At 63.4% G+C, this 24,229-nt stretch carries 21 protein-coding genes; 15 read left to right on the top strand and 6 right to left on the bottom strand.

Translation table 11 applies throughout. The features are described from left to right. Positions 1 to 62 precede the first annotated feature (62 nt). The 4 genes from ACK8CP_RS19295 to glpD all read left to right on the top strand — a co-directional run bounded on the left by ACK8CP_RS19295 (position 63) and on the right by glpD (position 3,232). The gene (locus ACK8CP_RS19295; RefSeq protein ID WP_414832879.1) at positions 63 to 887 is read left to right on the top strand and encodes an N-formylglutamate amidohydrolase; all 825 of its coding nucleotides are present in this window, start codon (positions 63 to 65) and stop codon (positions 885 to 887) included. Between the two features lie 11 nt (positions 888 to 898). Beyond that, the gene (locus ACK8CP_RS19300; RefSeq protein ID WP_128291044.1) at positions 899 to 1,198 is read left to right on the top strand and encodes a DUF1244 domain-containing protein; all 300 of its coding nucleotides are present in this window, start codon (positions 899 to 901) and stop codon (positions 1,196 to 1,198) included. Positions 1,199 to 1,308: 110 nt separating this feature from the next. Continuing rightward, on the top strand, positions 1,309 to 1,596 hold the full coding sequence (locus ACK8CP_RS19305) for a DUF2312 domain-containing protein (protein ID WP_128291045.1): 288 nt from the start codon (positions 1,309 to 1,311) through the stop codon (positions 1,594 to 1,596). A 115-nt stretch (positions 1,597 to 1,711) separates the two neighbouring features. Next, entirely contained in the window at positions 1,712 to 3,232 is a 1,521-nt protein-coding gene (gene glpD / locus ACK8CP_RS19310) for a glycerol-3-phosphate dehydrogenase (RefSeq protein ID WP_414832880.1), read from the top strand. Positions 3,233 to 3,307: 75 nt separating this feature from the next. Here the strand turns inward: glpD and ACK8CP_RS19315 are convergent, their stop codons facing one another. From ACK8CP_RS19315 to ACK8CP_RS19325, 3 genes are all read right to left on the bottom strand, one after another. After that, positions 3,308 to 5,116, bottom strand: a complete 1,809-nt coding sequence (locus ACK8CP_RS19315; protein WP_414832881.1) for a DUF882 domain-containing protein — start codon at positions 5,114 to 5,116, stop codon at positions 3,308 to 3,310. A gap of 153 nt (positions 5,117 to 5,269) precedes the next feature. Beyond that, the gene (locus ACK8CP_RS19320; protein WP_414832882.1) at positions 5,270 to 7,102 is read right to left on the bottom strand and encodes a L,D-transpeptidase family protein; all 1,833 of its coding nucleotides are present in this window, start codon (positions 7,100 to 7,102) and stop codon (positions 5,270 to 5,272) included. Between the two features lie 39 nt (positions 7,103 to 7,141). Beyond that, on the bottom strand, positions 7,142 to 8,683 hold the full coding sequence (locus tag ACK8CP_RS19325) for a sigma-54-dependent transcriptional regulator (RefSeq protein ID WP_414832883.1): 1,542 nt from the start codon (positions 8,681 to 8,683) through the stop codon (positions 7,142 to 7,144). A 243-nt stretch (positions 8,684 to 8,926) separates the two neighbouring features. Here ACK8CP_RS19325 and ACK8CP_RS19330 point away from each other — a divergent pair, with 243 nt between their 5' ends. The 8 genes from ACK8CP_RS19330 to ACK8CP_RS19365 all read left to right on the top strand — a co-directional run bounded on the left by ACK8CP_RS19330 (position 8,927) and on the right by ACK8CP_RS19365 (position 18,222). Beyond that, on the top strand, positions 8,927 to 10,789 hold the full coding sequence (locus tag ACK8CP_RS19330) for a M3 family oligoendopeptidase (RefSeq protein WP_414832884.1): 1,863 nt from the start codon (positions 8,927 to 8,929) through the stop codon (positions 10,787 to 10,789). Positions 10,790 to 11,284: 495 nt separating this feature from the next. Continuing rightward, positions 11,285 to 12,688, top strand: a complete 1,404-nt coding sequence (locus tag ACK8CP_RS19335) for an ABC1 kinase family protein (RefSeq protein WP_414832885.1) — start codon at positions 11,285 to 11,287, stop codon at positions 12,686 to 12,688. A 139-nt stretch (positions 12,689 to 12,827) separates the two neighbouring features. Next, entirely contained in the window at positions 12,828 to 13,067 is a 240-nt protein-coding gene (locus ACK8CP_RS19340; protein ID WP_234628986.1) for a hypothetical protein, read from the top strand. Positions 13,068 to 13,256: 189 nt separating this feature from the next. Continuing rightward, on the top strand, positions 13,257 to 13,544 hold the full coding sequence (locus ACK8CP_RS19345; protein ID WP_414832886.1) for an aa3-type cytochrome c oxidase subunit IV: 288 nt from the start codon (positions 13,257 to 13,259) through the stop codon (positions 13,542 to 13,544). Positions 13,545 to 13,555: 11 nt separating this feature from the next. Next, positions 13,556 to 14,707, top strand: a complete 1,152-nt coding sequence (locus tag ACK8CP_RS19350) for a Re/Si-specific NAD(P)(+) transhydrogenase subunit alpha (protein WP_414832887.1) — start codon at positions 13,556 to 13,558, stop codon at positions 14,705 to 14,707. Positions 14,708 to 14,717: 10 nt separating this feature from the next. Beyond that, positions 14,718 to 15,158 carry an NAD(P) transhydrogenase subunit alpha gene (locus tag ACK8CP_RS19355; protein WP_092815675.1) on the top strand — a complete coding sequence of 147 codons (441 nt, stop codon included), beginning with the start codon at positions 14,718 to 14,720 and terminating at the stop codon, positions 15,156 to 15,158. 60 nt (positions 15,159 to 15,218) lie between these two features. Further along, the gene (locus ACK8CP_RS19360; RefSeq protein WP_414832888.1) at positions 15,219 to 16,616 is read left to right on the top strand and encodes an NAD(P)(+) transhydrogenase (Re/Si-specific) subunit beta; all 1,398 of its coding nucleotides are present in this window, start codon (positions 15,219 to 15,221) and stop codon (positions 16,614 to 16,616) included. A 271-nt stretch (positions 16,617 to 16,887) separates the two neighbouring features. Then, positions 16,888 to 18,222: a GGDEF domain-containing protein gene (locus ACK8CP_RS19365; protein WP_414832889.1), complete on the top strand. Its 1,335-nt coding sequence runs from the start codon at positions 16,888 to 16,890 to the stop codon at positions 18,220 to 18,222. 16 nt (positions 18,223 to 18,238) lie between these two features. Here the strand turns inward: ACK8CP_RS19365 and ACK8CP_RS19370 are convergent, their stop codons facing one another. After that, positions 18,239 to 18,472, bottom strand: coding sequence for a hypothetical protein (locus ACK8CP_RS19370; RefSeq protein WP_414832890.1), 234 nt, complete (start codon positions 18,470 to 18,472; stop codon positions 18,239 to 18,241). Between the two features lie 33 nt (positions 18,473 to 18,505). Continuing rightward, positions 18,506 to 19,018 (bottom strand): hypothetical protein, encoded by a 513-nt coding sequence (locus tag ACK8CP_RS19375; protein ID WP_414832891.1) that lies wholly within the window; start codon positions 19,016 to 19,018, stop codon positions 18,506 to 18,508. A 499-nt stretch (positions 19,019 to 19,517) separates the two neighbouring features. Between ACK8CP_RS19375 and ACK8CP_RS19380 the strand changes: the two genes are divergently transcribed. Next, positions 19,518 to 20,378, top strand: coding sequence for an outer membrane protein (locus ACK8CP_RS19380; RefSeq protein WP_414832892.1), 861 nt, complete (start codon positions 19,518 to 19,520; stop codon positions 20,376 to 20,378). Positions 20,379 to 20,501: 123 nt separating this feature from the next. Here ACK8CP_RS19380 and ACK8CP_RS19385 read toward each other — a convergent pair whose 3' ends face one another. Continuing rightward, positions 20,502 to 20,894, bottom strand: coding sequence for a hypothetical protein (locus tag ACK8CP_RS19385; RefSeq protein ID WP_414832893.1), 393 nt, complete (start codon positions 20,892 to 20,894; stop codon positions 20,502 to 20,504). Positions 20,895 to 21,125: 231 nt separating this feature from the next. Here ACK8CP_RS19385 and ACK8CP_RS19390 point away from each other — a divergent pair, with 231 nt between their 5' ends. After that, entirely contained in the window at positions 21,126 to 22,301 is a 1,176-nt protein-coding gene (locus tag ACK8CP_RS19390; protein WP_414832894.1) for a phosphoserine transaminase, read from the top strand. A 116-nt stretch (positions 22,302 to 22,417) separates the two neighbouring features. After that, positions 22,418 to 24,007: a phosphoglycerate dehydrogenase gene (gene serA, locus ACK8CP_RS19395; protein WP_414832895.1), complete on the top strand. Its 1,590-nt coding sequence runs from the start codon at positions 22,418 to 22,420 to the stop codon at positions 24,005 to 24,007. Positions 24,008 to 24,229: the final 222 nt, after the last annotated feature.

The raw sequence follows: 24,229 nt of genomic DNA on the forward strand, positions 1-24,229 counted from the left end.
GCGTTATGGATGGCAGGGCCTAACATGGCCGGGCCCCTTGCGAAACTGCTTCACACGGACAGATGAACGATACGAATGCGGCGCGGGCCGTGACCGAGACCGCGCCTGCCGATTCCTACAAGGTTGTCCCGGGTGATCCGGGTGGCGGACTTCTGATCCTCTGCGATCACGCCACGCGGCGCATACCCCCGGAATACCGCGATCTCGGCATGCCGGCAGCGGAGCTTGAACGCCATATCGCCTACGATATCGGTGCCGGTGCGTTGAGCGAGGAGCTCGCCGAACGTCTGGATGCACCGGCGGTTCTCACGCAATTCTCCAGATTGCTGATCGACCCCAATCGCGGCGAGGACGATCCGACCCTCGTCATGCGGATTTCCGACGGGGCGGTGGTGCCCGGCAATGCCCGCATCGGAGGCGATGAGCGCGCGCGGCGTCTTGAGCGCTTCTATCGGCCGTACCATCGCAAAGTGTCGGAGACGATCGATCAGATGATCGAGGCGGGGCGTCCGCCGGTCATCTTTTCGGTGCATTCGTTCACGCCGGATTGGAAGGGAACGCGGCGGCCCTGGCATGCAGGAATTCTGTGGGACAAGGATCCCCGCCTGCCGCTGCCGCTTTTGGAGGCGCTGAGGGGCGAGCATGGTCTCAGGATCGGCGACAACGAGCCTTACACGGGGGCTCTCGCCGGCGACACGCTTTACCGACACGGCACGTTGCGCGGCCTCGCGCATGCCCTCGTCGAAGTCCGCAACGACCTTATCTCCACCGCTTCCGGCATCGCGGAATGGGCCGAGCGCCTGGAAGCGCTCCTGCGCCCACTTCTCGCCAATGAGGAGCTCTACGAGATCCGCCATTACGGCTCGCATGCCGATGCGCAAGCGTGAAAGGAGAGACAGTGAGCGAAGATAGGGAGCGAAGCGAGATCGAGGCGGCTGTCTTTCGCCGGCTTGTCGAGCATCTGCGCGCACGCAGCGACGTGCAGAATATCGACCTCATGAATCTGGCCGGCTTTTGCCGCAACTGCCTGTCGAACTGGTATCAGGAGGCGGCGGAGGAGAGGGGCCTTGCGCTCAGCAAGGCCGAAAGCCGCGAGATCGTCTACGGCATGCCGTACGAGGAGTGGAAGAGCCGTCACCAGACGCCTGCGAACGCCGACCAGCAAGCCGATTTCGAGAAGAACAAGCCACAGCATTAAGGGCAGGCCGGCCCGCCGCGTGGAAAACGTGGATGAGGTCTTTCCGGCATTGACCGAAGCGGGCATCACCTGCACGCGAAACCCAAGAACTTGAATCTCAGGAGAAAATCATGGCCGAAGAGTCATCCGGACCGGGCGGGGTGGCCGCCGGCCAGCTGCGCGCCTTCATCGAACGTATCGAGCGGCTGGAGGAAGAGAAGAAGACCCTGTCTGAGGATATCCGCGAGGTCTATGCGGAGGCCAAATCGAACGGCTTCGACACCAAGGTGATGCGCCAGGTCGTGCGCCTCCGGAAGCAGGATGTCGCGGAGCGGCAGGAGCAGGAGGCGATCCTCGACCTTTATATGCATGCGCTCGGCATGGCGCCGGCGGCGCTCGACGACGATGAGGCCGCCTGACCCGTCCGATGAACGAGGATTGCGCCGCGCCCGTGTGTGAGCCTTGCGAGGCGAGACGGGCGCGATCGACCTTTCTTTCCCGCCCCTTTCTTTGCCTCCCGCAGGAGCCTCTATCATGACGCCGAGCTACGACATTCTTGTTATCGGAGGCGGCGTCAACGGATGCGGCATTGCGCGGGATGCGGTCGGGCGTGGCTGGTCGGTTCTCTTATGCGAGATGAACGATCTCGCCAGCGGCACCTCGTCGTGGTCGACGAAGCTCATTCACGGCGGTCTGCGCTATCTCGAATATTACGAGTTCCGTCTGGTGCGCGAAGCGCTGATGGAGCGGGAGAGGTTGTGGGCGATCGCGCCGCACATCATCCATCCCTTGCGTTTCGTGTTGCCGCATCATCGCGGGTTGCGCCCAGCCTGGTTTCTGCGGCTCGGACTTTTCCTTTATGACCATCTGGGCGGGCGCAAGAATCTGCCGCCGACGAAGACGCTCGATCTCAGGCACGACCCGGCCGGTGAGCCGCTTGCCGGCGATTATCGGCGCGGCTTCGAATATTCCGACTGCGCGGTCGACGATGCGCGGCTTGTGACGCTCAACGCCTGCGATGCCCGTGACCGGGGCGCGACGATCGAAACGCGGACCAAGGTCGTCAAGCTGGAGAGCGTCGAGGGCGGCTGGAAAGCCATTCTTCGCACGTCGGATGGCGAGGAAAGCGAAGTTCGCGCCCGGCTCGTGGTCAATGCGGCCGGTCCCTGGGTCGATGATGTCCTGGAGACGGCCGCGGGTGCGAAGCAGCAGCCCATGCGTCTCGTGCAGGGCAGTCACATTGTCGTGCCGAAACTCTACGCGCACGACCGCGCCTATATCTTCCAGAATGCCGACGGGCGCATCGTCTTCGCCATCCCTTATGAAGGGGAGTTCACGCTGATCGGCACGACCGATCGCGATTACGACGGCGATCCCGCCAAAGTCCGCATCACGCCCGAAGAGACCAGCTATCTGTGCGAGGCGATCAGCGCCTATTTCCGCCGCACGGTGCGCCCGGACGAGGTGGTCTGGTCGTTTTCCGGTGTCCGTCCGCTCGTCGACGAAGGCAGCGGGTCGGCACAGGCAGCGACCCGCGACTACGTCATCAAGGTCGACGATGGCGATGGCCGAGCGGCGCTCGTCAACGTTCTGGGTGGCAAGCTGACCACCTACCGGCGTCTTGCCGAGACGGTTCTTCTGCGCATCGAGGCGGCGCTCAACGAAAAGCGGGGCAAGCCCTGGACCGCCGATGCGCCTCTGCCGGGCGGCGATTTTCCGATCGACGGTCTCGCCGCGCTCGAAGAGAAAGTGGCCGGCCAGCATCCGGGTCTGCCGCGTCCGCTGATCGCCCGGCTTGTGCGCGCCTATGGCACGAAGACGTTCGAGATCCTGGAAGGGGTGTCATCGCCCGCCGATCTCGGACGGCATTTCGGCGCCGACCTCTATCAGAAGGAGGTCGAGTATCTCCGCCGTGCGGAGTTCGCGGTGAGTGCGGAGGATATCCTCAACCGCCGTTCAAAGCTCTGTCTGCACGTTTCGGCGGAGGATCGGGAGGCGCTCGATCGCTACCTCGGCGAAGGGCTTGCGAGCGCAGCGGCGGCGCCCGCCACGTGAGCGGATGGGTCGGCGCTCATTCTTGAGCGCGGACACCGCTGAGTGATCTCTGGTGAATGATCTCTGGGATCTGCGTCAGTCCAGCGACGCGACGAGAAGATAGACCTGGTCGGGTTCGTCGATGAAGGCGAGGTCGTCCTTCGTGGCGAAGCGATCGGTGCGCAGCTGCTCTGCCTTGCTGATGGCCCGGGCGACGCCCTCATTCACCGGAATGGCGAAGAACTCGACCGCGCCGGAGGGCCGCGGGGCCTGCAACAGGGCGAAGATGAAGGTCCGCGTCGTATCCTTGCCCATCAGCCGTGACAGATCGCCGGAATCGGGCCTTTGGGTGATGAGGCGAGCGGCCGGTGCCGACGGCGCCGTCATCTCGACTGCGGCTGCGAGGCTCAGCGGGGTCTCCTGCGGAATGGCGAGGCCGGCGGCTTCTTCGAGCGCGGCTGGTGTGTCGAGGCGTTCCTGGGCGAGGCGCTCCTGGGGAGAGGCATAGGCGAGCGTCGCTTCCTCTTCGGAGGCGATCCCGGTTTTCGATCCGGCGAGACCCGCAGCGGCGTCAATGGCATCAAAACCCTGCGGCTCGGCGCCGAGCGAGGCCGTCACGATCGGACGGGCTGCCGGCAGACTGATTTCTTTCGCCATATTCGACGGGGCCATCACGGCATTCGCCAGGACGAGGCCGGCCGTTGCCCGCGCATCGCGCGGGGCGGCGGTGGCCGGGTCGGCATCTGCAAGCGCGCGCTCATAAAGAGCCGTCAACTCGCTGGCATCCTCGGCCGTCGCCAGGCGTGCCGTCTCAGGCATGACGGCTGGCAGGCCGTCCGGGCGGGCCTGCGCCATCGCCGCATAAGCGAGAAGACCGACAGTGTCCTGCTCGGCTATCTGGGGTGCCGCAGATGCGGTCGGATCCGCCGTCTCGGTCCGCGTCGCAACTGCGATCGCCCGGATGGCGGAAGGAGCGGCGCGTGGCAGCATCTCCGGAGGCGACAGCTCTTGCGGCGCTACGCTTGCGACCTGAACTTCCTGAGGTGCGGAGCGTGCCGTCTGGACGGGGGCAAGGGCCCGCGCCGGAGCTGTCTTGGAGCGCATCGGGCGGGTCTGATCGCCCTCGTCCTCGTCGCCGTCAAACACATTCTTCAGCCAGGCGACGACGGTCGCCTTCTCGTTCGGGTTCGAGGAGCCGCGAGAGCTGCCGAGCGTCTCCTTCTTGCCGCTGCGGCCATATTCGGCGAGCACGATCTTGTAGCCCGGCAAAGGCTTGCCGTCGGATGGGATGTGCAGCGTCTTGCCGTCCGGGAAGAGCGCCAGAAGCTGCTGGCGCGTCATGCGCGGCCAGTGGCGGACGCTGCCGACATCGAGATGCACGAAAGGCGAGCCGGAGGTCGGATAGTAACCGACGCCGCCGACCTGCTTCCTCAATGCGATTTTCCGGAGTTTTTCGAGAGGCACACCCGGGATGAAGAAATCCATCGCCTTGCCGGCGGTGTGCTGGCTGCGCTTGGCGACGCCGGAGGAGCGCTTGCGCAGCATATTGTTGGTCTTCAGGGAACGGAAAGCGGAGACGACCGTGACCGGGTTCTGCGCGCCGACCTCTTGGTAGACCTCCCAGACGAGGTCGAAGAGGCGCGGATCCATATCGGTCGGCTCGTCGGCACGCCAGTCGCGCAGGAAGTAGTTGAGGCGCTTCAGCTCGCGTTGGTCGTAGCGGCCATTGCGGCGGAACGTGAACTCGCCGTGTTCGCCGGTATGGGCGAAATAGAGTTTTAGGGTTCGGTCGCCGGAACGCGAAAGAGACGGATCGGAACCTCCGAGAAGGAGGGCGAAGGCCAGCGTCAGGCACATCATTGGGCCGCGCAGGCGCGAGAGTTTGGACTCGGCCGGTATCAGCAAGCGTGATCGCCTTCTCTTGAGGGAAGCCCCTTCCCCATCCCCAGGCACGAGAGCGAATTCTCGCTTCTCTTGCTTAACGCTCAATTACAAAATGGAAAGCTATGGCGAAAATGCGACTGAGGCGCCATTTTCTCGCCTCAGCCCATGTCATGGTTACAGATTCAGTAATTTAGCTAGCTTCTCGTCATAGCCATAAACGTCGGGAACGGTCTTCAAGCTTCCGTCCGCTTCTGGGATCATCGTGAAGTACGCAAGAAAAACCGGCAGTTTCCGCTGCAGATTGATGCGCACTTCCTGGTTCGAAAACATTCTTTTCAGCCGCTTGGAATTCCATTGGTCATCGTCGGCCAGAATGGCGTCCGCAAACGCCATCGGGTCTTGCACGCGCACGCAGCCGTGAGAAAAAGCCCTAGAGGATCGCGTAAACAGGCTCTTTGCGGGCGTGTCGTGCAGGTAGACGGCATGACGGTTCGGGAACATGAACTTGATGCGGCCGAGCGCATTGCGGTCGCCCGGCGGCTGGCGAATACGAAGCTGCCGCGTGTCGACCGCGTACCAGTCGATCAGCGTCGGATCGAGCCGGTACGTCTTGCCGCGAATGTCGGCGAGGAGCTGGTAACCGGTCGAGGCGAAGTATCCATAGGGATCCTGTCGGATCTTGGGCAGCATTTCCGCGGTGACGATCGAGTTCGGCACGTTCCAGTAAGGATTGAGGATGAGATGGTCCATCTGATCGCCGAACAGCGGCGTCGGATGCGCCCGCTGGCCGACGACGACGCGCGCCTCGTGGTTGAGCGCACCGTCGCGGTAAACGCGGACCATGAATTCCGGCACATTGACGAAGATATAGTCGTCGCTGAATTCGCGCGGCATCCAGCGCCACCGCTCCATATTCACGATGACTGTCTTGATGCGGTTCTCGCGGCTCGCGCCGTTCAGGGTCTGAAGCGTCTGCGGACCGACCATGCCGTCGACCGAAAGGCCGTTTTCGCGCTGGAAGGCTTCGACGGCGGCGACGACCGTGTCGTCGTAGAGCATCGCGTCGTTGCCGGCGCGAAAGGCAGCCGGCGTCGGATCGAGCTTCAGATCGGCGCTGTAATCGTGCGCTTTCTCCAGGAACCCTGCCGGGGGCTGTGACCTCGAGGCCTCATCCATCTTGCTGGAGGAAACGCTCTGCGCCAGCGAGCCCGTCGTCTTCGGCTCCGGCATATCCGCGGCGGGGGCGAACACCGCTTTCTGCGGCGCTTCCGGGATCTCGATGCCAAGGCGCTCGCGCAACGTGACGACGCGCGGATCGCGCTGGCCGGCCTTCAGGGTCGGTCCCTCGGCGATGTGCGGCAAAGGCTTGCCGTCGCTTTCGCGCAGTTTCGCGAGCTTCGCCTTCAACGCCTGATATTGCGGATGCGGGGGCGCAAAGGCGGAGATCGTGGCGTCGACATCCTTCGCCATGGTCGTCTTGGCCAGGGCTTCGCCGAGATCCGGCAGTGCCGGGGTGTAATAGACTTCCTTGTCGACCGATTTCGGCAGAACCCGGCCGATCGCAAGATGCGTGATGAAGCGGGCCGCGTTCTCGCTGAGTGCCACATCCTTCGCCGCGATGACGTCGGTATCGGTGAGCGCGTCTTGCGGCAGCTCGATCGCCTCGTAGTCGGAAGGAGCAAGACCGTCTTCGGCCGCCCGCGCCATGCGGTCGAGCAGAGCACGGGCCTGCGCTGTCGCTTCGCCGTTGTGAATCCACACGGGCGCAAAAGACCGCTCCTCGTAGAAACTGCGCACCGCCGCGGCGATGTCTTTGGCGCGAGGATCGGCAAATTGCGGCTGATGGGCGAGAGCGGCCCGGATCGCTGCGGCCTCTGTGGTGATGGCCGGTGACGACGTCTCGGCGGCGTCTTCGACGCCGATCGTGGCAACCGTTAGGGCAGGTGCCGCTGCGACAGGTGTCGCCGCCATCAACGCCAGGAAAACCGCCGTACCTCTCAACCGCATCAAACTCTCCAGCTTGTCATTCTTCGGCGAACCTGCGCCTCAGGCCGCATCGGCGGCGGCCGTCTCGATCCCGTAGTCTTTCAGCTTCCGATAAAGCGTCGAGCGGCCAATGTGCAGGCGCCTTGCCACTTCGCTCATCCGGCCGCCGTAATGCTCGACGGCAAAGCGCACAGCTGCCTCCTCGAGCGCATCGAGCGCCCGCATCTCACCGTCCCGATCCAGAAGATGCAGGAGACCATAAAGGGGGGGCGAGATTTTGTCAGCCGATGCAAAGGACTTGTCAGGTGTTTCCCTCTCGCGATGGTGCGCGCGTGCAACATGGCCCGTTCCGGACGCTCGTGTGCGGGCTGCGGCTGCACCTTCGTTTTGCCAGGCTTTGACCAGTTCGGGGATGGCGCCGGCGTCGAGAGCCGTCTGGATCTGCGGGAAATCCCAAGGGCGCAGAAACTCTCCCTCGCACAGGATGACGGCGCGGTAGACGGCGTTTTCGAGCTGGCGAATATTGTCGGGCCAGTGGAAGGCGGCGAGAAGCGCTTCCGTCTCTGGTGCGAGGCCCTTGAGCCGGGGACGGCCCTCTTCGGCGGCGAAGCGGGCGAGGAAGGTGGCCGCGAGCGGGAGAAGATCCTCGACACGGTCGCGCAGTGGCGGCAGCCAGATCGGGAAGACGTTCAGCCGGTAAAACAGGTCCTCGCGGAAGACGCCCTCGGCCACGCGGTCGACGAGCCTGCGGTCGGTCGTGGCGATGAGGCGAAAGTCGCAGCGCGTCGCACGTTCGCCGCTGAGAAGGGGGAGGGTGCCCTCCTCGAGAACGGCGGCAAGGCGCGCCTGCACACTGGCCGGCAGATCCGCGATCTGCCGCAAAAGCAGTGTGCCGCCCTGAGCTTCGTGGATGCGGCCGCGAAGGGCCGGTGACGTGCCTGTCGCGGGACGGCCGAAGAGAAGGACCTCGATATCGTCGGCGGGGACGGCGCCGCAATCGACGCTGACGAAGGGCCTCGCCCGGCGGGCACTCTCGCCATGGATGGCGTGCGCAAACCATTCCTTGCCGGTGCCGGCCTCGCCCTCGATGAGGACGGAAATGGTAGAACGTGCCGCACGCTGGCCGAGCTCCATGGTGCGCATCATCGCCGGCGCGGATGCGATCATGTCGTCGAAGGAGACGGTTTCTTCGCGCCGGTGGCGCAGGCGCTGCACCTCTCCCTGGAGCGCCGAGAGTTTGAGTGCGTTGGAGATCGATACGCGCAGGCGTTCAGGAGCTGCCGGCTTGACCAGGAAGTCGAAGGCGCCGGCACGCATCGCCGAGACGGCAGTATCGATGCCGCCTTGCGCCGTCTGGACGATGACCGCCGGAGGCGCGGGCCTTTTCTTCAATTCCTCAAGCACCATCATTCCGTCGACATCGGGCATGACGAGGTCGAGGATCACGACATCGACCGGAGGCGAGGTGGTGTCGTTGAGGCGATCGAGGGCGGCTTGGCCGCCGGAAACCGATTCCGACAGATAGCCGAAGGATTGCATCATGCCTGCGAGCAGACGCAGGGTGATCGGGTCGTCATCGACCAGAAGCATACGAGCTGGCATCAAGCGTCTTCGTGGGCACGAGAGCGTTTCATTTCGCACCAAGCTGCCCCGACTCAGGTTAAGGGGTTGTTACCCATGACGCCGGACCGACGGAAATCTTGCGTTCCGCGATCACTTTCGCGGCGCGGGAATTCTCGGCCACGCTCGTGAGGCGCGCCCACAAAGCTTGCTCTTGCCGCACAAATTGCCAGATGAGAGGCTGAGCGTTACGTCGTCTGCACCAGCTATCAAGGAGAGTTATTGATGCGCACCGAGCAGAGTTTGCTGCAGTTCCAGCCTGGCTTCGATGTGACGAAGGAGGGTGCGCAGGTCGCAGACGAGGGCCTCGGCGCCCTGCCGGAATGGGATCTGTCCGACCTCTACCCGTCGATGGATGCGCCGGAAGTGGCCGCCGACATCGCCAAGGTCGACGAAAAGGCGACGGCTTTCGAGGGCGCATATAAAGGCAAGCTCGCCGAGATCGCGCAAAGTCCCGAAGGCGGCGGCCGCCTTGCCGGGGTGATCGAGGAATTTCAGGCGATCGAAGAGATCATCGGTCGGCTGATGAGCTATGCGGGGCTCGTCTATGCCGGCGATACGAGCGACCCTAAGCGGGCAAAATTCAATGGCGATCTGCAGGACAAGCTGACCGGGGTTTCGACCAAGCTCTTGTTCTTCCCGCTGGAGCTCAACCGGATCGACGATGCGGTGCTCGACAAGGCCATGGCGAGCCCGGAGCTTGCGCATTGGAAGCCGTGGCTCGACGATCTGCGCGAAGAGCGCCCGTATCAGCTTTCAGATGAGATCGAGCGGCTTTTCCATGAGAAGTCGCTGACAGGCCGGGGCGCCTGGAACCGGCTCTTCAACGAGACGATGGCGGCGCTCCGCTTCAAGGTGAACGGGAAGGATCTCACCCTGGAGCCGACGCTCAATCTTCTGACCGACCATGACGAGGCGCAGCGCAAGGCCGCCGCAACCGCGCTTGCCGACACGTTTCGTGAGAATCTCCGCACGTTCTCCCTGATCACCAATGTGCTTGCGAAGGACAAGGCGATCTCCGACAGCTGGCGCGGCTTCACGGATGTGGCTTCGGCGCGCCATCTCGCCAACCGGGTGGAGCCGGAGGTGGTCGATGCGCTGGTGCAGGCCGTGGCGACCTCCTATCCGAAGCTGTCGCACCGCTATTACGCGATGAAGGCGAAATGGCTCGGCAAGGACAAGCTCGACCATTGGGACCGCAATGCGCCTCTTCCGGAGACGTTGAAGCGGACGATCGACTGGCAGGAAGCGAAAGAGACGGTGCTTTCCGCCTATGGCAGTTTCGATCCGCGCATGGCGGAGATTGCCGGGCGCTTCTTCGATAAGAGCTGGATCGATGCGCCGACGCGTTCGGGCAAGGCGCCAGGCGCCTTTGCGCATCCGACGGTGCCGAGCGCGCATCCCTATGTGCTCCTCAATTATCAGGGCAAGGCACGGGATGTGATGACGCTCGCCCATGAGCTCGGGCATGGCGTGCATCAGGTCCTCGCTGGGGAGCAGGGGCTTTTGATGGCGCAGACGCCGCTGACCTTGGCGGAAACGGCGAGCGTTTTCGGTGAGATGCTGACCTTCCGCTCCATGCTCGACAATGCCGCGACGCCGAAGGAGCGGAAAATCCTTCTCGCCGGCAAGGTGGAGGACATGCTCAACACGGTCGTGCGCCAGATCGCCTTCTATCAGTTCGAGCGCCGCGTCCACACGGCGCGCCGCGACGGCGAATTGCCGGCGGAGGCGATCGGAGAGATTTGGATGGAGGTGCAGAAGGAGAGCCTCGGACCCTCGATCCGGCTCGGCGAAGGCTATGAGGTGTTCTGGGCCTATATCCCGCATTTCGTGCATTCACCCTTCTACGTCTACGCTTATGCCTTCGGCGATTGCCTGGTGAACTCGCTCTATGCCGTCTATCGCGATGCCGAGACCGGTTTCCAGGACCGCTATTTCGACATGCTGAAAGCCGGCGGCACCAAGCGCCACAAAGAGCTTCTGGCCCCCTTCGGGCTCGATGCGTCCGATCCCGCCTTCTGGATGCAGGGCCTTTCGGTTGTCGAAGGGCTGATCGACGAATTAGAGAGGGTGCAGGCAGCATGAGCTGCAGCAAACAGCGCGTATGAGCGCTTTTTCATCGGGCCTAGAAAATTTGCTGACCCTGCAAATTTTGCGCTTGCCAAGCGGTCGCTTGATGAAGAAACTCAGAATCGGTCGAAACAGCTTGAAAGGAGGTGATCCAGTGTCGAGTGAGAATGGATGGGGTATTTGCCTGATCGGTCTCGGGACGGTGGAGCAACCTCTGTCGCTTTCGTGAACGAGTAAATTCTGGGCAAATTGCCCGCTTCTCGCGGAGGGCCGCCAATCTGGCGGCCCTTTTCCTTTTTGGCGATCCGTTTTGCAAAGCGCTCCGGAGTGCCTCTGCGGGGCAGCCTTGGCGTGGCGGCCCGCCCGCCGAAGAGCGCCTGCACTTTCTCGTCGCTGTGCCGGAGAAGTTTCAGCCTGGCGATGTGCGATTGGCGGATGAAGGTCAGCCTCAGGCACCCTATCTAGCGCATACGACGATCCCGCTTGCCGTATGACGTGAAGGTTATCTCGATGCCTGTTGATCCGCCTCGTGACGATGAACGCAACCGTTTTACCGGCCGTATGACGCGATATGCGCGTGTGGGTGCGGGAATGGGTGGCATCGCGGCGCGCATGGTTGGTTCGCGTGCATTGGGTCGCGAGATCGATCCGAGCCGCAACGCGCAGGAGCTGGCGCAGGCGCTGGGCGGGCTCAAAGGTCCGATCATGAAGGTGGCCCAGCTCATGGCCACGATCCCCGACGTGCTGCCGCCGGAATATGCCGCCGAACTCACGCAGCTTCAGTCCGACGCGCCGCCGATGGGCTGGGCGTTCGTCAAGCGGCGCATGACGGCGGAGCTCGGGGCGGGCTGGCAAAGCCGCTTCAAGGAGTTCGAGCATCAGCCGGCCGCCGCCGCCTCGCTCGGCCAGGTGCACCGTGCCGTCGATCACGACGGGACGAAGCTTGCCTGCAAACTGCAATATCCGGAGATGGCGAGCGCGGTCGAAGCCGATCTCGGACAGCTTTCCGTTCTGTTCTCGCTGCACCGGCGGATGGATACGGCGATCGATACGCGCGAGATGGCCGAAGAGATCGCCGCGCGGGTGCGCGAAGAGCTCGATTACGAGCGCGAGGCCAAGCATATGGCTCTCTACGACGCGGTCCTTGCCGACGAGCCGCGGGTGCGCGTGCCGAAATTGCGGCCTGAGCTCTCCACCCGCCGGCTTCTCACCATGACCTGGCTCGAGGGTAAGAAGCTCCTCGACTACCGTGACCATTCACTGGAGGAGCGCAATCATCTCGCCGCCTCCATGTTCAAGGCGTGGTGGCAGCCTTTCAGCCATCAGGCGATCATCCACGGCGATCCGCATCTCGGCAATTACACGGTCTTTGAGGAGGAGGGGCGCCCCGCCGGCATCAATCTCCTCGACTATGGCTGCGTGCGCATCTTCCCGCCGCATTTCGTGGAAGGCGTGATCGAGCTCTATCGCGGGCTGCAGAGCGACGACCGCGAGCGTATCGTCAGCGCGTACGAGACCTGGGGCTTTCGCGGGCTTTCCAACGAGCTCATCGATATCCTCAACATCTGGGCGCGCTTCATCTATGGGCCGCTTCTCGACGATCGGACGCGGGCGATCGCCGACGGCATCTCGCCGGCACAGTACGGGCGTGGCGAGGCCTACCGCGTGCATATGGCTCTCAAGGAGAAAGGGCCGGTCACCGTGCCGCGCGAATTCGTCTTCATGGACCGTGCGGCGATCGGTCTCGGCGGGGTCTTCCTGCATCTGCGTGCGGAGATGAATTTCCACCGTCTCTTCAACGAGGAAATCGACGGATTTTCCGTCGACACGGTCACCCGCAACCAGGCGGCGGCGCTTCGAGCCGCGAATCTTGTCGTTGAATCTGCGGGATCAAATTCGCGGCAAGGGCATTAAAGCAGCAATGAACTGCTGGAGGCTCAATTTGCAAACCCGTTACGTTACCGCTGCCGTCCTTCTTTCCGCGGCCTTTCTGGCCGGCTGTCAAACGGGCATCGGGGGACGAGAGATTTCATCGCCTGTCGAGGGGCGCTGGATGTCCAGCGACCGGGTCTTCGTCTCGACCTTCTCGAACGGCTCCATGACCACCGAAGACGCCAAGACGGGCGCCCAGCTCGCCTCCGGCAGCTACAATATGGCCGGTCCGCAGACGGTCGAGATCAGCTGGTACTCCATCGCCACGAAGCAGCAGCGCGCGGCCACCTGCACGCTTGCAGGCTCGAGCAGCATGACCTGCCGTCAGCCGGGCGCGTCCTTCACGCTGCACCGCGTCTGAGAACCGCGTCTGGGACGCAACGCCTGATCTTTACTCAAGACGGCGCCCAAGTGGCGCCGTCTTTGCGTTTCTTTTCAGCTCTCTTCCGGCCCCTGCGGCATTTGGAGGTTTACCCGGCGTTGCCCTTGTCTAAGATGGCGTGGTAAGGCCGGCGATATATCCCGCCAAATGATGCAAGGGCAGTAGCGCATGGCTGAACAGGTGATGGCGTCGACAGGTTCCGCAATGGATTACGAGCACCATGAGAAGACGTACGACAGATTTCTGTCGCTCCTCATCTTGGGCATCATACATGTCGTCACGATCGTCCTGATCGTCGCTATATTCGGCCTCGGGGGCGCCCTGTGGCTCGGGTCTATCGCGCTCGCGCTGACGCTTGGCACGCTGTTCTACGGCCTTTTCAGGCAGAGCAGATGGGGACCCTCCGCGGTCGTCCTCGGGATTACTTTCGTCTTCTTCCTCTTCGCAGTGGCCTGAGCTAAATCATTATGCGCATTGCAGTTCTTAAGGAACCGCGGGACGACGAGCCGCGTGTCGCGGCAACTCCCGAATCGATCAAGAAATTCAAGTCTCTCGGCGCCGATGTCGTCGTGGAGAGTGGGGCCGGGGCAGGCTCTTCGCTTGCCGACGAGGTCTTCGCCGAGGCGGGCGCGGACATCGCCCAGACCCGGCAGGCGGCCCTTCAAGGTGCCGATGTCGTCCTCACCGTTCGCCGTCCGGACGATTTTTCCGGCTTTCCGGAAGGCGCGGCCGTGGTCGCCCTCATGGACCCTTACGGCCATGAGGAGGCACTGAAGAAGATGGCCGCGGCGAAGCTTTCCGGCTTCGCGCTCGAGCTCATTCCGCGCATCACCCGCGCCCAGTCGATGGACGTTCTCTCCTCGCAGGCGAACCTTGCGGGCTATCGTGCCGTCATCGAGGCTTCGGAAGCCTATGGGCGCGCCTTGCCGATGATGATGACGGCTGCGGGCACGGTTCCGGCCGCCCGCGTCTTCGTGATGGGGGCTGGCGTTGCCGGCCTGCAGGCGATCGCGACCGCCAAGCGCCTCGGCGCCGTCGTCACGGCGACGGATGTGCGCCCGGCCGCCAAGGAGCAGGTGGAGTCCCTCGGGGGCAAGTTCATCGCGGTCGAGGACGAAGAGTTCAAGGCGGCGGAGACGGCCGGCGGCTACGCCAAGGAAATGTCGGCGGAATACCGCGCCAAGCAGGCGGAGCTGGTGCGCGAGCACATCGCCAAGCAGGACATCGTCATCACCACGGCGCTCATTCCTGGCCGTCCGGCCCCGAAGCTCGTCGATGCGGAGATGGTGAAGTCGATGAAGGACGGTTCCGTCATCGTCGATCTCGCCGTGGAACGCGGCGGCAATGTCGAGGGCGTGGAAGCCGACAAGCAGGTCGTGAAGGACAACGTCACGCTCATCGGCATCGTCAATATGGCGGGCCAGATCGCAGCATCCGCTTCGGCGCTTCTCGCCCGCAACATCTACGCCTTCGTCGAGCCGATGGTCGACAAGGAGACGAAGGCCCTTTCCATCAACCGTGAAGACCAGATCGTGGCGGCGACGCTGCTCACCCATGGCGGGGCCGTCGTGCACCCGCAGTTTGGTGGCGAGCCGGCGAACGCGCCGAACGAGAAATAGGGGATAGCCGATGGCTGAAGAAACAGTAAGGCAGGCTGTCGAACAGGCGCAGTCGGCCGCGGAGGCGGCGCGGGAAGCCGCCTCGCAGGCGCTCAATGCGCTGGGAGACGGGGAGGCCGTGGGTCAGCTCGCGCATGCCGCGAGCGGTGGCATGATCGACCCGTTCGTCTTCCGCTTCTCGATTTTCGTGCTGGCGATCTTCGTCGGCTATTACGTCGTCTGGTCGGTGACGCCGGCGCTGCATACGCCGCTCATGTCCGTGACCAATGCGATCTCGTCGGTCATCGTCGTCGGCGCGCTTCTCGCGGTCGGCGTCGACCTCGTCGCGGACGGTTCCAGCACAGCGCGCTGGTTCGGTTTCTTTGCGGTGATGCTGGCGAGCGTCAACATTTTCGGCGGCTTTCTCGTCACGCAGCGCATGCTGTCCATGTACAAGCGGAAAGAGCGGTAAAATGAGCCAGTTTTCCAAGGCTCGGGCGGCAGGCGCCGCCGCTGAGGGAGTGCGCGCCTGATGTCTGCCAGCGTCACAGCCTTTCTTTATCTGATTGCGGGTGTCCTTTTCATTCTGGCACTGCGCGGTCTTTCACACCCGGAAACCAGCCGCCAGGGCAACCAGTTCGGCATGGCCGGCATGGTCATTGCCGTGCTCACCACGCTGATCGGGCATCCGCCGGCCAGCTTCGGATCCTGGGGTCTCATCATCCTGGCGATCGCCATCGGCGGTGGCGCCGGCGCGGTGATCGCCAAGCGCATCGCCATGACGGCGATGCCGCAGCTGGTGGCCGCGTTCCATTCGCTCGTCGGCCTCGCCGCCGTTCTGGTGGCCGCAGCCGCGCTTTATGCGCCGCAGGCCTTCGGCATCGGCGATGTCGGATCGATCCACGGAGCGAGCCTCGTCGAGATGTCGCTCGGCGTGGCGATCGGCGCGATCACCTTCACTGGTTCGATCATTGCGTTTTTGAAGCTCGACGGACGTATGAGCGGTAAGCCGATCCTGCTGCCGATGCGCCATCAGGTGAATATCGGCCTCGGCGTCTTCCTGCTTCTGTGCATCATCATCTTTGCGGCCAGCGAGAGCCACACGGCTTTCTGGCTGATTACCATCGTCAGCCTGGCGCTGGGTGTTCTGATCATCGTCCCGATCGGCGGGGCGGACATGCCCGTCGTCGTGTCGATGCTGAACTCCTATTCGGGGTGGGCGGCCGCCGGCATCGGCTTTACGCTCGGCAACACAGCGCTCATCATCACGGGCGCCCTCGTCGGTTCGTCGGGTGCGATCCTGTCCTACATCATGTGTAAGGGCATGAACCGCTCCTTCATCTCCGTCATCCTCGGTGGTTTCGGCGGCGAGACCACGGCTGCGAGCGGCGGTGCCGACGATCGTCCGGTCAAGCAGGGCTCGGCGGAAGATGCGGCCTTCCTGATGAAGAACGCCTCCAAGGTCATCATCGTGCCGGGTTACGGCATGGCGGTGGCGCAGGCGCAGCACGCGCTTCACGAAATGGCGGCGGCTTTGAAGAAGGAGGGCGTGGAAGTGAAATACGCCATCCATCCGGTCGCCGGCCGCATGCCGGGGCATATGAACGTGCTGCTGGCCGAAGCGAACGTGCCCTATGACGAGGTCTTCGAGCTCGAAGATATCAACTCCGAGTTCAGCCAGGCCGATGTCGCCTATGTCATCGGCGCCAACGACGTCACCAACCCGGCCGCGCGCGACGATCCGCAATCGCCGATCTACGGCATGCCGATCCTCGACGTCGACAAGGCGGGCACGGTGCTCTTCGTCAAACGCTCCATGTCGTCGGGCTATGCCGGCATTCAGAACGAGCTCTTCTTCCTCGACAAGACGATGATGCTGTTCGGCGATGCCAAGAAAATGACGGAAGCGATCGTCAAGTCGCTCGGCTAGGGTCCGAGGGATTTCGGTTTTCCAACGGCCGCAGCGCATGCTGCGGCCGTTTTTTATTGTCTGACGAAGTTGACGGTCGGCGGCTGAAGGCGGCGGCTCTGTGGAGAGATTGCTCGTCTTTTAATCAAGTTTTTCACTTGGTTTGATCCCGCACATCGGATTTATGGGCTCCATAAAGTCGAAGTGACGCCGTTCCCCCTTCCTGGAAATCGCGCCGCATGTGTGAAGCGGTCGGCACCAGGGGAGGGCGGCACCATTGAGGGATCGCCTCATGGATGTGATGAACGTCCTTTTGCTGTTTTTGGAGCTGACCGTCTATTTCGCGGTCATGGCCGGTCTCTTCAGGCTTCGTCATCGGCTGGGGATCGGCATCTTCTTCTGCGCCCTCGGCGCCATGCATTTCCTGGAAACCTATCTGGCGGCGATCCTCTACGTGCCTTTCGCGGAGGGGACTGCAATTTCACCGGGCTCGACCGTTCTCTTCGCCGGCAAGCTCGTACTCCTTCTCCTCGTCTACATCCGCGAAGACGCCTCCACCGTTCGCCAGCCGATCTACGGGCTCCTCATCGGCAATTTCCTGACCGTCGCTCTCGTCTTCCTGGCGCGCCATCACATCGTCGCGCCGGCGACGGGGCAATTGCCGGATTTCAGCTTCATGAACGACATGGGCTGGCTGATGGTGTGGGGAACGGTGCTTCTGTTCGTCGACAGCATCCTCATCATCCTGCTTTACGAGCGGCTCGGCCGGATCATGCGCCAGAGCATTGGCCTGCGCATCGCGGTCAGCGCCATGGTGATCCTCACCATCGATCAGATCGGCTTCTATTCGGCGCTCTGGGCGCTTCTCGATGCGCCGATCGACGTTCTGGTGGGCGGCTGGCTCGCCAAGATGGTGACGGCCTGCATCTACGGCGTGCTAGCCTGGTTTTATCTGCGCCATCTGGAGCGCCCGCCGCTGGTGGCGCCGCGGCAGAAGCGGATCTCCGACATTTTCGATATCCTCACATATCGAGAAAAATACGAGGATCTTCTGAAGCGGGTCGGACGCGACGAGCTGACCGGCGTTTTCGATCGCAGCCGGCTTCCGGGCGAAGGCAAGGATGCGCTCAATTGCACCCCCGAGGCGGGGCGGCCGTTCAGCGTGCTCATCGTCGACATCGACGAGTTCAAGGCGATCAACGACGATTTCGGCCATGCGTGCGGCGATTCCGTTCTCAAAGAGATGGCCGCGACGATGCAGGGCGTTCTGCGCAAGGAGGACGTGCTGGTGCGCTATGGCGGCGACGAGTTCGTCATCTGTTGCAACGATCTCGACCGCTGGGAGGCGACGTCGCTCGGCGATCGCCTGATGCGCCGGGTCGCGGCGCTGCAATTGCCGCCGCTCGGCCGGCCGGTGACCGTCAGCATCGGCCATGCGACATCGCCCGATGATGGACGGACGTTCGAAGAACTGTTCGCGGCCGCCGACCGGTCGCTTTACCGGGCGAAGCGGCGACGGCATGGGGAAAGCTCAAGGCTGCGGGCGGAAGGAGATCTGGCGCAAGACGCCGGCACACAGCCCGCCGGCACTCAGGATCCCGAAGGCCTCGGGACCGAGCTCGTCTGAGCCCTCGAATCGGCTGTCACCTGTGAGTGGCTCGCCCGGGACTGGTTCGCTCGTCACCGGCACTCTCTTGCCGGCAGGCGGCGGTGCTGTCCGCCCCGCCCGATGCGCGGCATGCCGGCGCCTCGGCGCTTTCGATCCAGGCGTCGAGGCTGATCATGGTCGGCAGGGAGAGATGGTGGAAACTGGCATGGGCGTAGCCGGCGACCGATGCCAGCGTCAGTGCGATCGCGACCAGAATGCGAATCAACATTTGGAGCTCTGTTCGCTCGCCTCGTCGAAAGGCTCAATGGTAGGTGCGGGCGATCTGCGGCTCAGATTCCGGTGGCTCGATCAGACCCCGAACCACCTCGCACGGCACCGACATCAGCCGCTGGCCGTGTGACTCGAGCGCCGACGCGAAGCCGAGCGCCGCCTCGAGCGGTTCGCGATGATCGGCAAAGCCGCAGAAGCGCTCCAGACAATAATCGAGGCAGGAGCCGTCTCGATGCTGACAGGCGGCGATCATCGCCACGGCGAGACATTCGTCGCGGCAGATATGGGGGCAGCCTGAGCTGAAGCACTGGATCGGGTCCGTGCGCCAGAGGAAGACGGAGCGCACCCAATGGGCAAGCTGGGTGACGGAATGGCGTGCCGGGCCGTGACCGAATTTCTCGGAGAAGAGATTCCAGGCCTCGCTCCAATGCTCGATGTCGCCCGTCTGATAGCCGGCGACCCACAGCCTGAAGCCGTTGACCACGAGGGCTTCCGGAGGGCGCTTGAGATAGCCGCAGGCCCCGGCGAAAGGACATTCGTGCATGGGCTATTCCTGTTCGCGGAGAGAGAGGTGTGTCGCTTGGAGATGCGTCGGCAGACGCGGCGCACGGAACGGTTCTGGGCCTTGGGCCGAACCGGCTGCGTGAAGGAGGGGCGGATGCGCCTGATCCGCTGCGGTCGCGCAGAAAAATCTCATTCATTTCCTCCAATCGAAAGGGTTCAAGGCCCTGACATCAAAGGACGTTGCGACGGGTGTCGCGACCTTGCGAACGAACCAGAAGGCCGGAGCAAAATCAAACACTATGTTCTGGATCTATTCTAAAGAAAGCAGCACTCGCCGGGCGTTCGGTTCGGACGGCCATGGCGTGGTGAAAGGGTCCAACACGTTGCTGAACTCGCGGCTGCCGGTAGGCTTTCGTTAAGGTTTAGAGGCGTGGTTAATCTTCATAGTTAAGCCCTTCTTAAGTGATTGCGGCTAAACCTTGTCAGCATCAGTGGGTGATTTCGGGCTGCCGGACGCGCCGCAAAAGACGAGGACCACTATGTTGAAACGCGCCACTCTTGCGCTTGCTGCCAGCGTGACGGCCTTGACCGCGGCACCGGCAGTTTTTGCTGCCGATCTTCCGCTTCCGCCGATCGTCGAGCCAGAGCCGCTGCCGCCGGCCGCGCCTTCCTTCAGCGGCTGGTATCTGCGCGGTGACATCGGCATCACCAATCAGCGGGTCGACAAGATCACGAGCAGCCTCATCGATCAGGCGATCGCGAACGGCGACACCGTCAGCTTCGTCAACGATCCGGAATTCGACAGCGGCGGCTTCGCCGGCGTCGGTATCGGCTATCAGATCAATCCCTGGGCCCGTGTGGACCTGACCGGCGAATATCGCGGCAAGACGAGCTTCTCCGCATTCGACACCTATGTCGGCGCAGATCCGGCTTTCATCGGCTCGAACGAATACGAGGCGATGAAGTCGGAATGGCTGTTCCTGGCCAACGCCTATGTCGATCTCGGCAGCTGGCACGGCTTCTCGCCCTATGTCGGCGCGGGCATCGGCGCCTCGCGCAACACGATCAGCGGCATGCGCGACATCAACACGCCGAACGGCTACGTGTCGTACGGCCGCGATCACAGCGAGTGGAACCTCGCCTGGGCGCTGCATGCCGGTGTCGCCTATCAGGTCACACCCAATCTCGCGCTCGACCTCGGCTATCGCTACGTCAATCTCGGTGACGCGGAATCGGGCGACATGGTCGGTTACGACGACAACAACGACAACGTGAACCCGATCAAGTTCAAGGACATCGATTCCCACGATGTGAAGCTCGGCGTGCGCTACACCTTCGGGGGGCCGGCCGCGGAGCCCGATCCGATGTATTATGGCGAGCCCGCCGTCGTTAAGTACTGAAGCTCCAGTCCTGAGCCTCTCTCTGGCTCTGCTCCTGGAACGGGTCGGCTTTGCCGGCCTGTTTCGCGTTCAGCGGCTCTTTTCTCATGCCGTGCGGCAGAGGCCGTGACGCGCAGGGCTCGTTCAGCCCGGGGAGGGCGGCAGCCGGCTCGGAGAGAAGAGCGCGGCCAGGCGCCATGCAGCGAGCGTCGACAGGCCGGCGACGGCTGAACAGGCGCGCACGACCGACCATGTCTCGATCGCGTGAAGCGGCACCTGCAGCGCGACGAGCGGCGAAATCGCAAAGAAGACAATGGCCGGGGCGAGAAGCCCCAAAAGGCCGAAGGCGAGCGCCAGTTTTGCAAGCAGGCTCGCCAGAAGAACCAGAAAAAACACGATCAGGACGATTGCGGCGAGCCGCTCTGCGAGGGGCGGCCTGCGCCATTTCCAGCTGACGGGATCATGCAGTTCCGCCACCGCAGCGCCGCACGCCAATGTGGCGGCCGAATAAAGCAGGAGCGTCACAGCGCCCGACATCACATCTTCCCCAACCCGCGTCTCTGCCACCCCCGAAAGGGTCGGATCGACGCTTCCCCGACGACACTCTTCTGAAAACGCATTCTCTATATTGAGGCAAGCGCGCAACAGACATGGCTGCTCTCCGGCGCCCCACAATAAGTCAGTTGCGTTGTCACCCCCATTTCTGTAAAGGCGGCGGCGGGACACTCCGCCCCAACGCGGAGCGCCTATCTGAAAGGGTAGACTGACATGACGATGATTTCGCAGCCGGCAGAGCGCCCGGCCAATCCCCGCTTTTCTTCTGGACCGACTGCCAAGCGCCCCGGTTGGACGCTTGATGCACTTTCCGACGCCTTCCTCGGCCGTTCGCACCGCTCCAAGGGCGGCAAGGCCAAGTTGAAGCAGGCGATCGAGGAAACCCGCGACATTCTCGGCGTTCCCGCCGACTACAAAATCGGCATCGTGCCCGCCTCCGATACCGGCGCCGTGGAAATGGCGCTGTGGTCGATGCTCGGCGCCCGTGGCGTCGACGTTCTTGCCTGGGAGAGCTTCGGCTCCGGCTGGGTGACGGACGTCGTCAAACAGCTGAAACTCGAAGATACGCGCACGCTCAAGGCCGAGTATGGCGCGCTCGTCGACCTCGGAGAGGTCGATTTCACCCGCGATGTGGTCTTCACCTGGAACGGCACCACCTCTGGCGTGCGCGTGCCCGATGGCGAATGGATCCCGGCCGACCGCAAGGGGCTGACGATCTGCGATGCCACCTCCGCCGCCTTTGCGCAGAAGCTGCCGTTCGACAAGCTCGATGTGGTCACTTTCTCCTGGCAGAAGGTCCTGGGCGGCGAGGCGCAGCACGGCATGCTGATCCTGTCGCCGCGCGCGGTGGAACGGCTCGAGAGCTATACGCCCGCCTGGCCGATGCCGAAGATCTTCCGCATGGTGAAGGGCGGCAAACTCAATGCCGAGATCTTCGAAGGCGCGACGATCAACACGCCCTCGATGCTGGCCGTGGAAGATTATCTCGACGGGCTCGCCTGGGCCCGCTCCGTCGGCGGCCTCAACGGCCTCGTCGGGCGCGCCGATGCGAATTTTGCCGTCATTTCCGACTGGGTGGCGAAGACCCCCTGGGTCGATTTCCTGGCGCATGAACCGGCGATCCGCTCCAACACCTCCGTCTGCCTCGTCATCGTCGACGACGAGGTGAAGGCGCTTTCCGAGGCCGAGCAGGCCGCCTTTGCCAAGGCGCTGACTGCGCGTCTCGACAAGGAAGGCGTCGCCTTCGACATCGGCGCCTATCGCGATGCGCCGGCCGGCCTCCGAATCTGGTGCGGCGGCACGGTCGAAAAGGCCGATCTGGAAAAGCTGACGCCCTGGCTCGACTGGGCCTTCGCCACGGAAAAGAGCGCGCTCAAGAAAGCCGCCTGACCTTTTCTTCGCCTGCGGGACAAGCGCCCGCGGGCGCTTCCCGATCTTTCACGAATTGACCGGCCTCCGGCGTGGCGACACGACCACCGCTGCAGGCCTCGACGAGGATTTTCGCCATGAGCAAACCCCGCGTACTCATTTCCGACGCCCTTTCCGAAACCGCCGTCGCCATCTTTCGCGACCGCGGAGTGGACGTCGATTTTCAGCCCGCCCTCGGCAAGGACAAGGATGCGCTGATCGCCGCCATCGGCGAGTATGACGGTCTCGCCATCCGCTCCGCCACCAAGGTGACCGACAAGGTGATCGCCGCCGCCAACAAGCTGCGGGTCATCGGCCGGGCCGGCATCGGCGTCGACAATGTCGACATCCCGGCGGCGACGGCCAAGGGCATCATCGTGATGAACACGCCTTTCGGCAATTCCATCACCACGGCCGAGCATGCGATCGCCATGATGTTCGCCTGCGCCCGCCAGATCCCGAAGGCCGATGCTTCGACCCAGGCCGGCAAATGGGAAAAGTCGAAGTTCATGGGTGTCGAGATCACCGGCAAGACGCTCGGCATCATCGGTTGCGGCAATATCGGTTCCGTCGTGGCGCGCCGTGCGCTCGGGCTTTCCATGCGCGTGGTCGCCTATGATCCGTTCCTGTCGGAAGACCGGGCGGCCGATCTCGGTGTCGAAAAGGTCGAGCTCGACGAGCTGTTCCGGCGTGCCGATTTCATCACGTTGCACACCCCGCTGACCGACCGGACGCGCAACGTCATCAATGCCGATGCGATCGCCAAGATGCGCGACGGCGTGCGCATCATCAATTGCGCCCGCGGCGGGCTTATCGACGAGCAGGCGCTGCGCGATGCGCTCGACAGCGGCAAGGTGGCGGCTGCGGGCGTCGACGTCTTCGCCCAGGAGCCGGCGAAGGAAAACGTGCTTTTCGGTGCGCCCAATGTCGTCTGCACGCCGCATCTTGGAGCTTCCACGATGGAAGCGCAGGAGAATGTGGCCCTGCAGGTCGCCGAGCAGATGGCCGATTACCTGACGACCGGGGCGGTGACGAACGCCCTCAACATGCCGTCGATTTCGGCCGAAGAGGCGCCGCGGCTCACGCCCTTCGTCAAGCTCGCCGAACAGCTCGGCTCGTTTGCCGGTCAGCTGACGGAGACGGGCGTGCGCCGGGTCCGCATCGAATATGAGGGCACGGTCGCAGAGATGAACACCAAGGCGCTGACCTCGGCCGCGCTGACGGGCTTCCTGCAGCCGCTCCTGCAGTCCGTCAACATGGTCTCCGCGCCGGCCGCCGCCAAGGAACGCGGCATTCAGGTGGAAGAGACGCGCCGCGAACAGCACGGCGCCTACGAAACCTATATCCGTCTCACCGTCGTGACCGACAAGCAGGAACGCTCCGTCGCCGGGACGGTCTTCGCCGACGGCAAGCCCCGCATCATCCAGATCAAGGGCATCAATATGGAGGCGGAGCTGTCGGAGTTGATGCTCTACATCACCAACAACGACAAGCCGGGCTTCATCGGCCGAATCGGCACGCTTCTCGGTGAGAACGGCATCAACATCGCCCGCATGCAGTTCGGCCGCGACTTCGAGGGCGGCAACGCGATCGCCCTCGTGTCGGTCGACCACGCGATCTCGACGGAGCTGATGGAGGCGATCAACCGGATCGAGAACGTGCAGCAGGTGAAGCCGCTCGTCTTCTGACGCGCTTCGATGCCCGATCGGCGGCCGGCCTGACCGGCCGCCATCATCCGAGAGCCGGCGCCGCAATGCGGGGTCCGGCTCTTTTGCTGCCCGTCGGCCTCCGGCGCGGGCGGCGCTCACCGCCATGCCCTGCACCTCAGACAGGGCCGCCATCCGCTGCAACGCTTGACGGAAGGGGCCAAAGCAGGGCACTCGCGGTAGGAATTCCTGAAAGACGCTGGA

This window comes from Afifella sp. YEN Y35 (genome assembly GCF_047553465.1).
Lineage (GTDB): Bacteria > Pseudomonadota > Alphaproteobacteria > Rhizobiales > Afifellaceae > Afifella > Afifella aestuarii.

Bases quoted from the DNA above. Each gene is read 5' to 3' on its own strand.
- ACK8CP_RS19295 (WP_414832879.1), top strand. From the start codon at position 63: ATGAACGATACGAATGCGGCGCGGGCCGTGACCGAGACCGCGCCTGCC.
- ACK8CP_RS19305 (WP_128291045.1), top strand. From the start codon at position 1,309: ATGGCCGAAGAGTCATCCGGACCGGGCGGGGTGGCCGCCGGCCAGCTG.
- glpD (WP_414832880.1), top strand. From the start codon at position 1,712: ATGACGCCGAGCTACGACATTCTTGTTATCGGAGGCGGCGTCAACGGA.
- ACK8CP_RS19320 (WP_414832882.1), bottom strand. From the start codon at position 7,102: ATGCGGTTGAGAGGTACGGCGGTTTTCCTGGCGTTGATGGCGGCGACA.
- ACK8CP_RS19325 (WP_414832883.1), bottom strand. From the start codon at position 8,683: ATGCCAGCTCGTATGCTTCTGGTCGATGACGACCCGATCACCCTGCGT.
- ACK8CP_RS19330 (WP_414832884.1), top strand. From the start codon at position 8,927: ATGCGCACCGAGCAGAGTTTGCTGCAGTTCCAGCCTGGCTTCGATGTG.
- ACK8CP_RS19335 (WP_414832885.1), top strand. From the start codon at position 11,285: ATGCCTGTTGATCCGCCTCGTGACGATGAACGCAACCGTTTTACCGGC.
- ACK8CP_RS19340 (WP_234628986.1), top strand. From the start codon at position 12,828: ATGTCCAGCGACCGGGTCTTCGTCTCGACCTTCTCGAACGGCTCCATG.
- ACK8CP_RS19345 (WP_414832886.1), top strand. From the start codon at position 13,257: ATGGCTGAACAGGTGATGGCGTCGACAGGTTCCGCAATGGATTACGAG.
- ACK8CP_RS19350 (WP_414832887.1), top strand. From the start codon at position 13,556: ATGCGCATTGCAGTTCTTAAGGAACCGCGGGACGACGAGCCGCGTGTC.
- ACK8CP_RS19355 (WP_092815675.1), top strand. From the start codon at position 14,718: ATGGCTGAAGAAACAGTAAGGCAGGCTGTCGAACAGGCGCAGTCGGCC.
- ACK8CP_RS19360 (WP_414832888.1), top strand. From the start codon at position 15,219: ATGTCTGCCAGCGTCACAGCCTTTCTTTATCTGATTGCGGGTGTCCTT.
- ACK8CP_RS19365 (WP_414832889.1), top strand. From the start codon at position 16,888: ATGGATGTGATGAACGTCCTTTTGCTGTTTTTGGAGCTGACCGTCTAT.
- ACK8CP_RS19370 (WP_414832890.1), bottom strand. From the start codon at position 18,472: ATGTTGATTCGCATTCTGGTCGCGATCGCACTGACGCTGGCATCGGTC.
- ACK8CP_RS19375 (WP_414832891.1), bottom strand. From the start codon at position 19,018: ATGCACGAATGTCCTTTCGCCGGGGCCTGCGGCTATCTCAAGCGCCCT.
- ACK8CP_RS19380 (WP_414832892.1), top strand. From the start codon at position 19,518: ATGTTGAAACGCGCCACTCTTGCGCTTGCTGCCAGCGTGACGGCCTTG.
- ACK8CP_RS19385 (WP_414832893.1), bottom strand. From the start codon at position 20,894: ATGTCGGGCGCTGTGACGCTCCTGCTTTATTCGGCCGCCACATTGGCG.
- ACK8CP_RS19390 (WP_414832894.1), top strand. From the start codon at position 21,126: ATGACGATGATTTCGCAGCCGGCAGAGCGCCCGGCCAATCCCCGCTTT.
- serA (WP_414832895.1), top strand. From the start codon at position 22,418: ATGAGCAAACCCCGCGTACTCATTTCCGACGCCCTTTCCGAAACCGCC.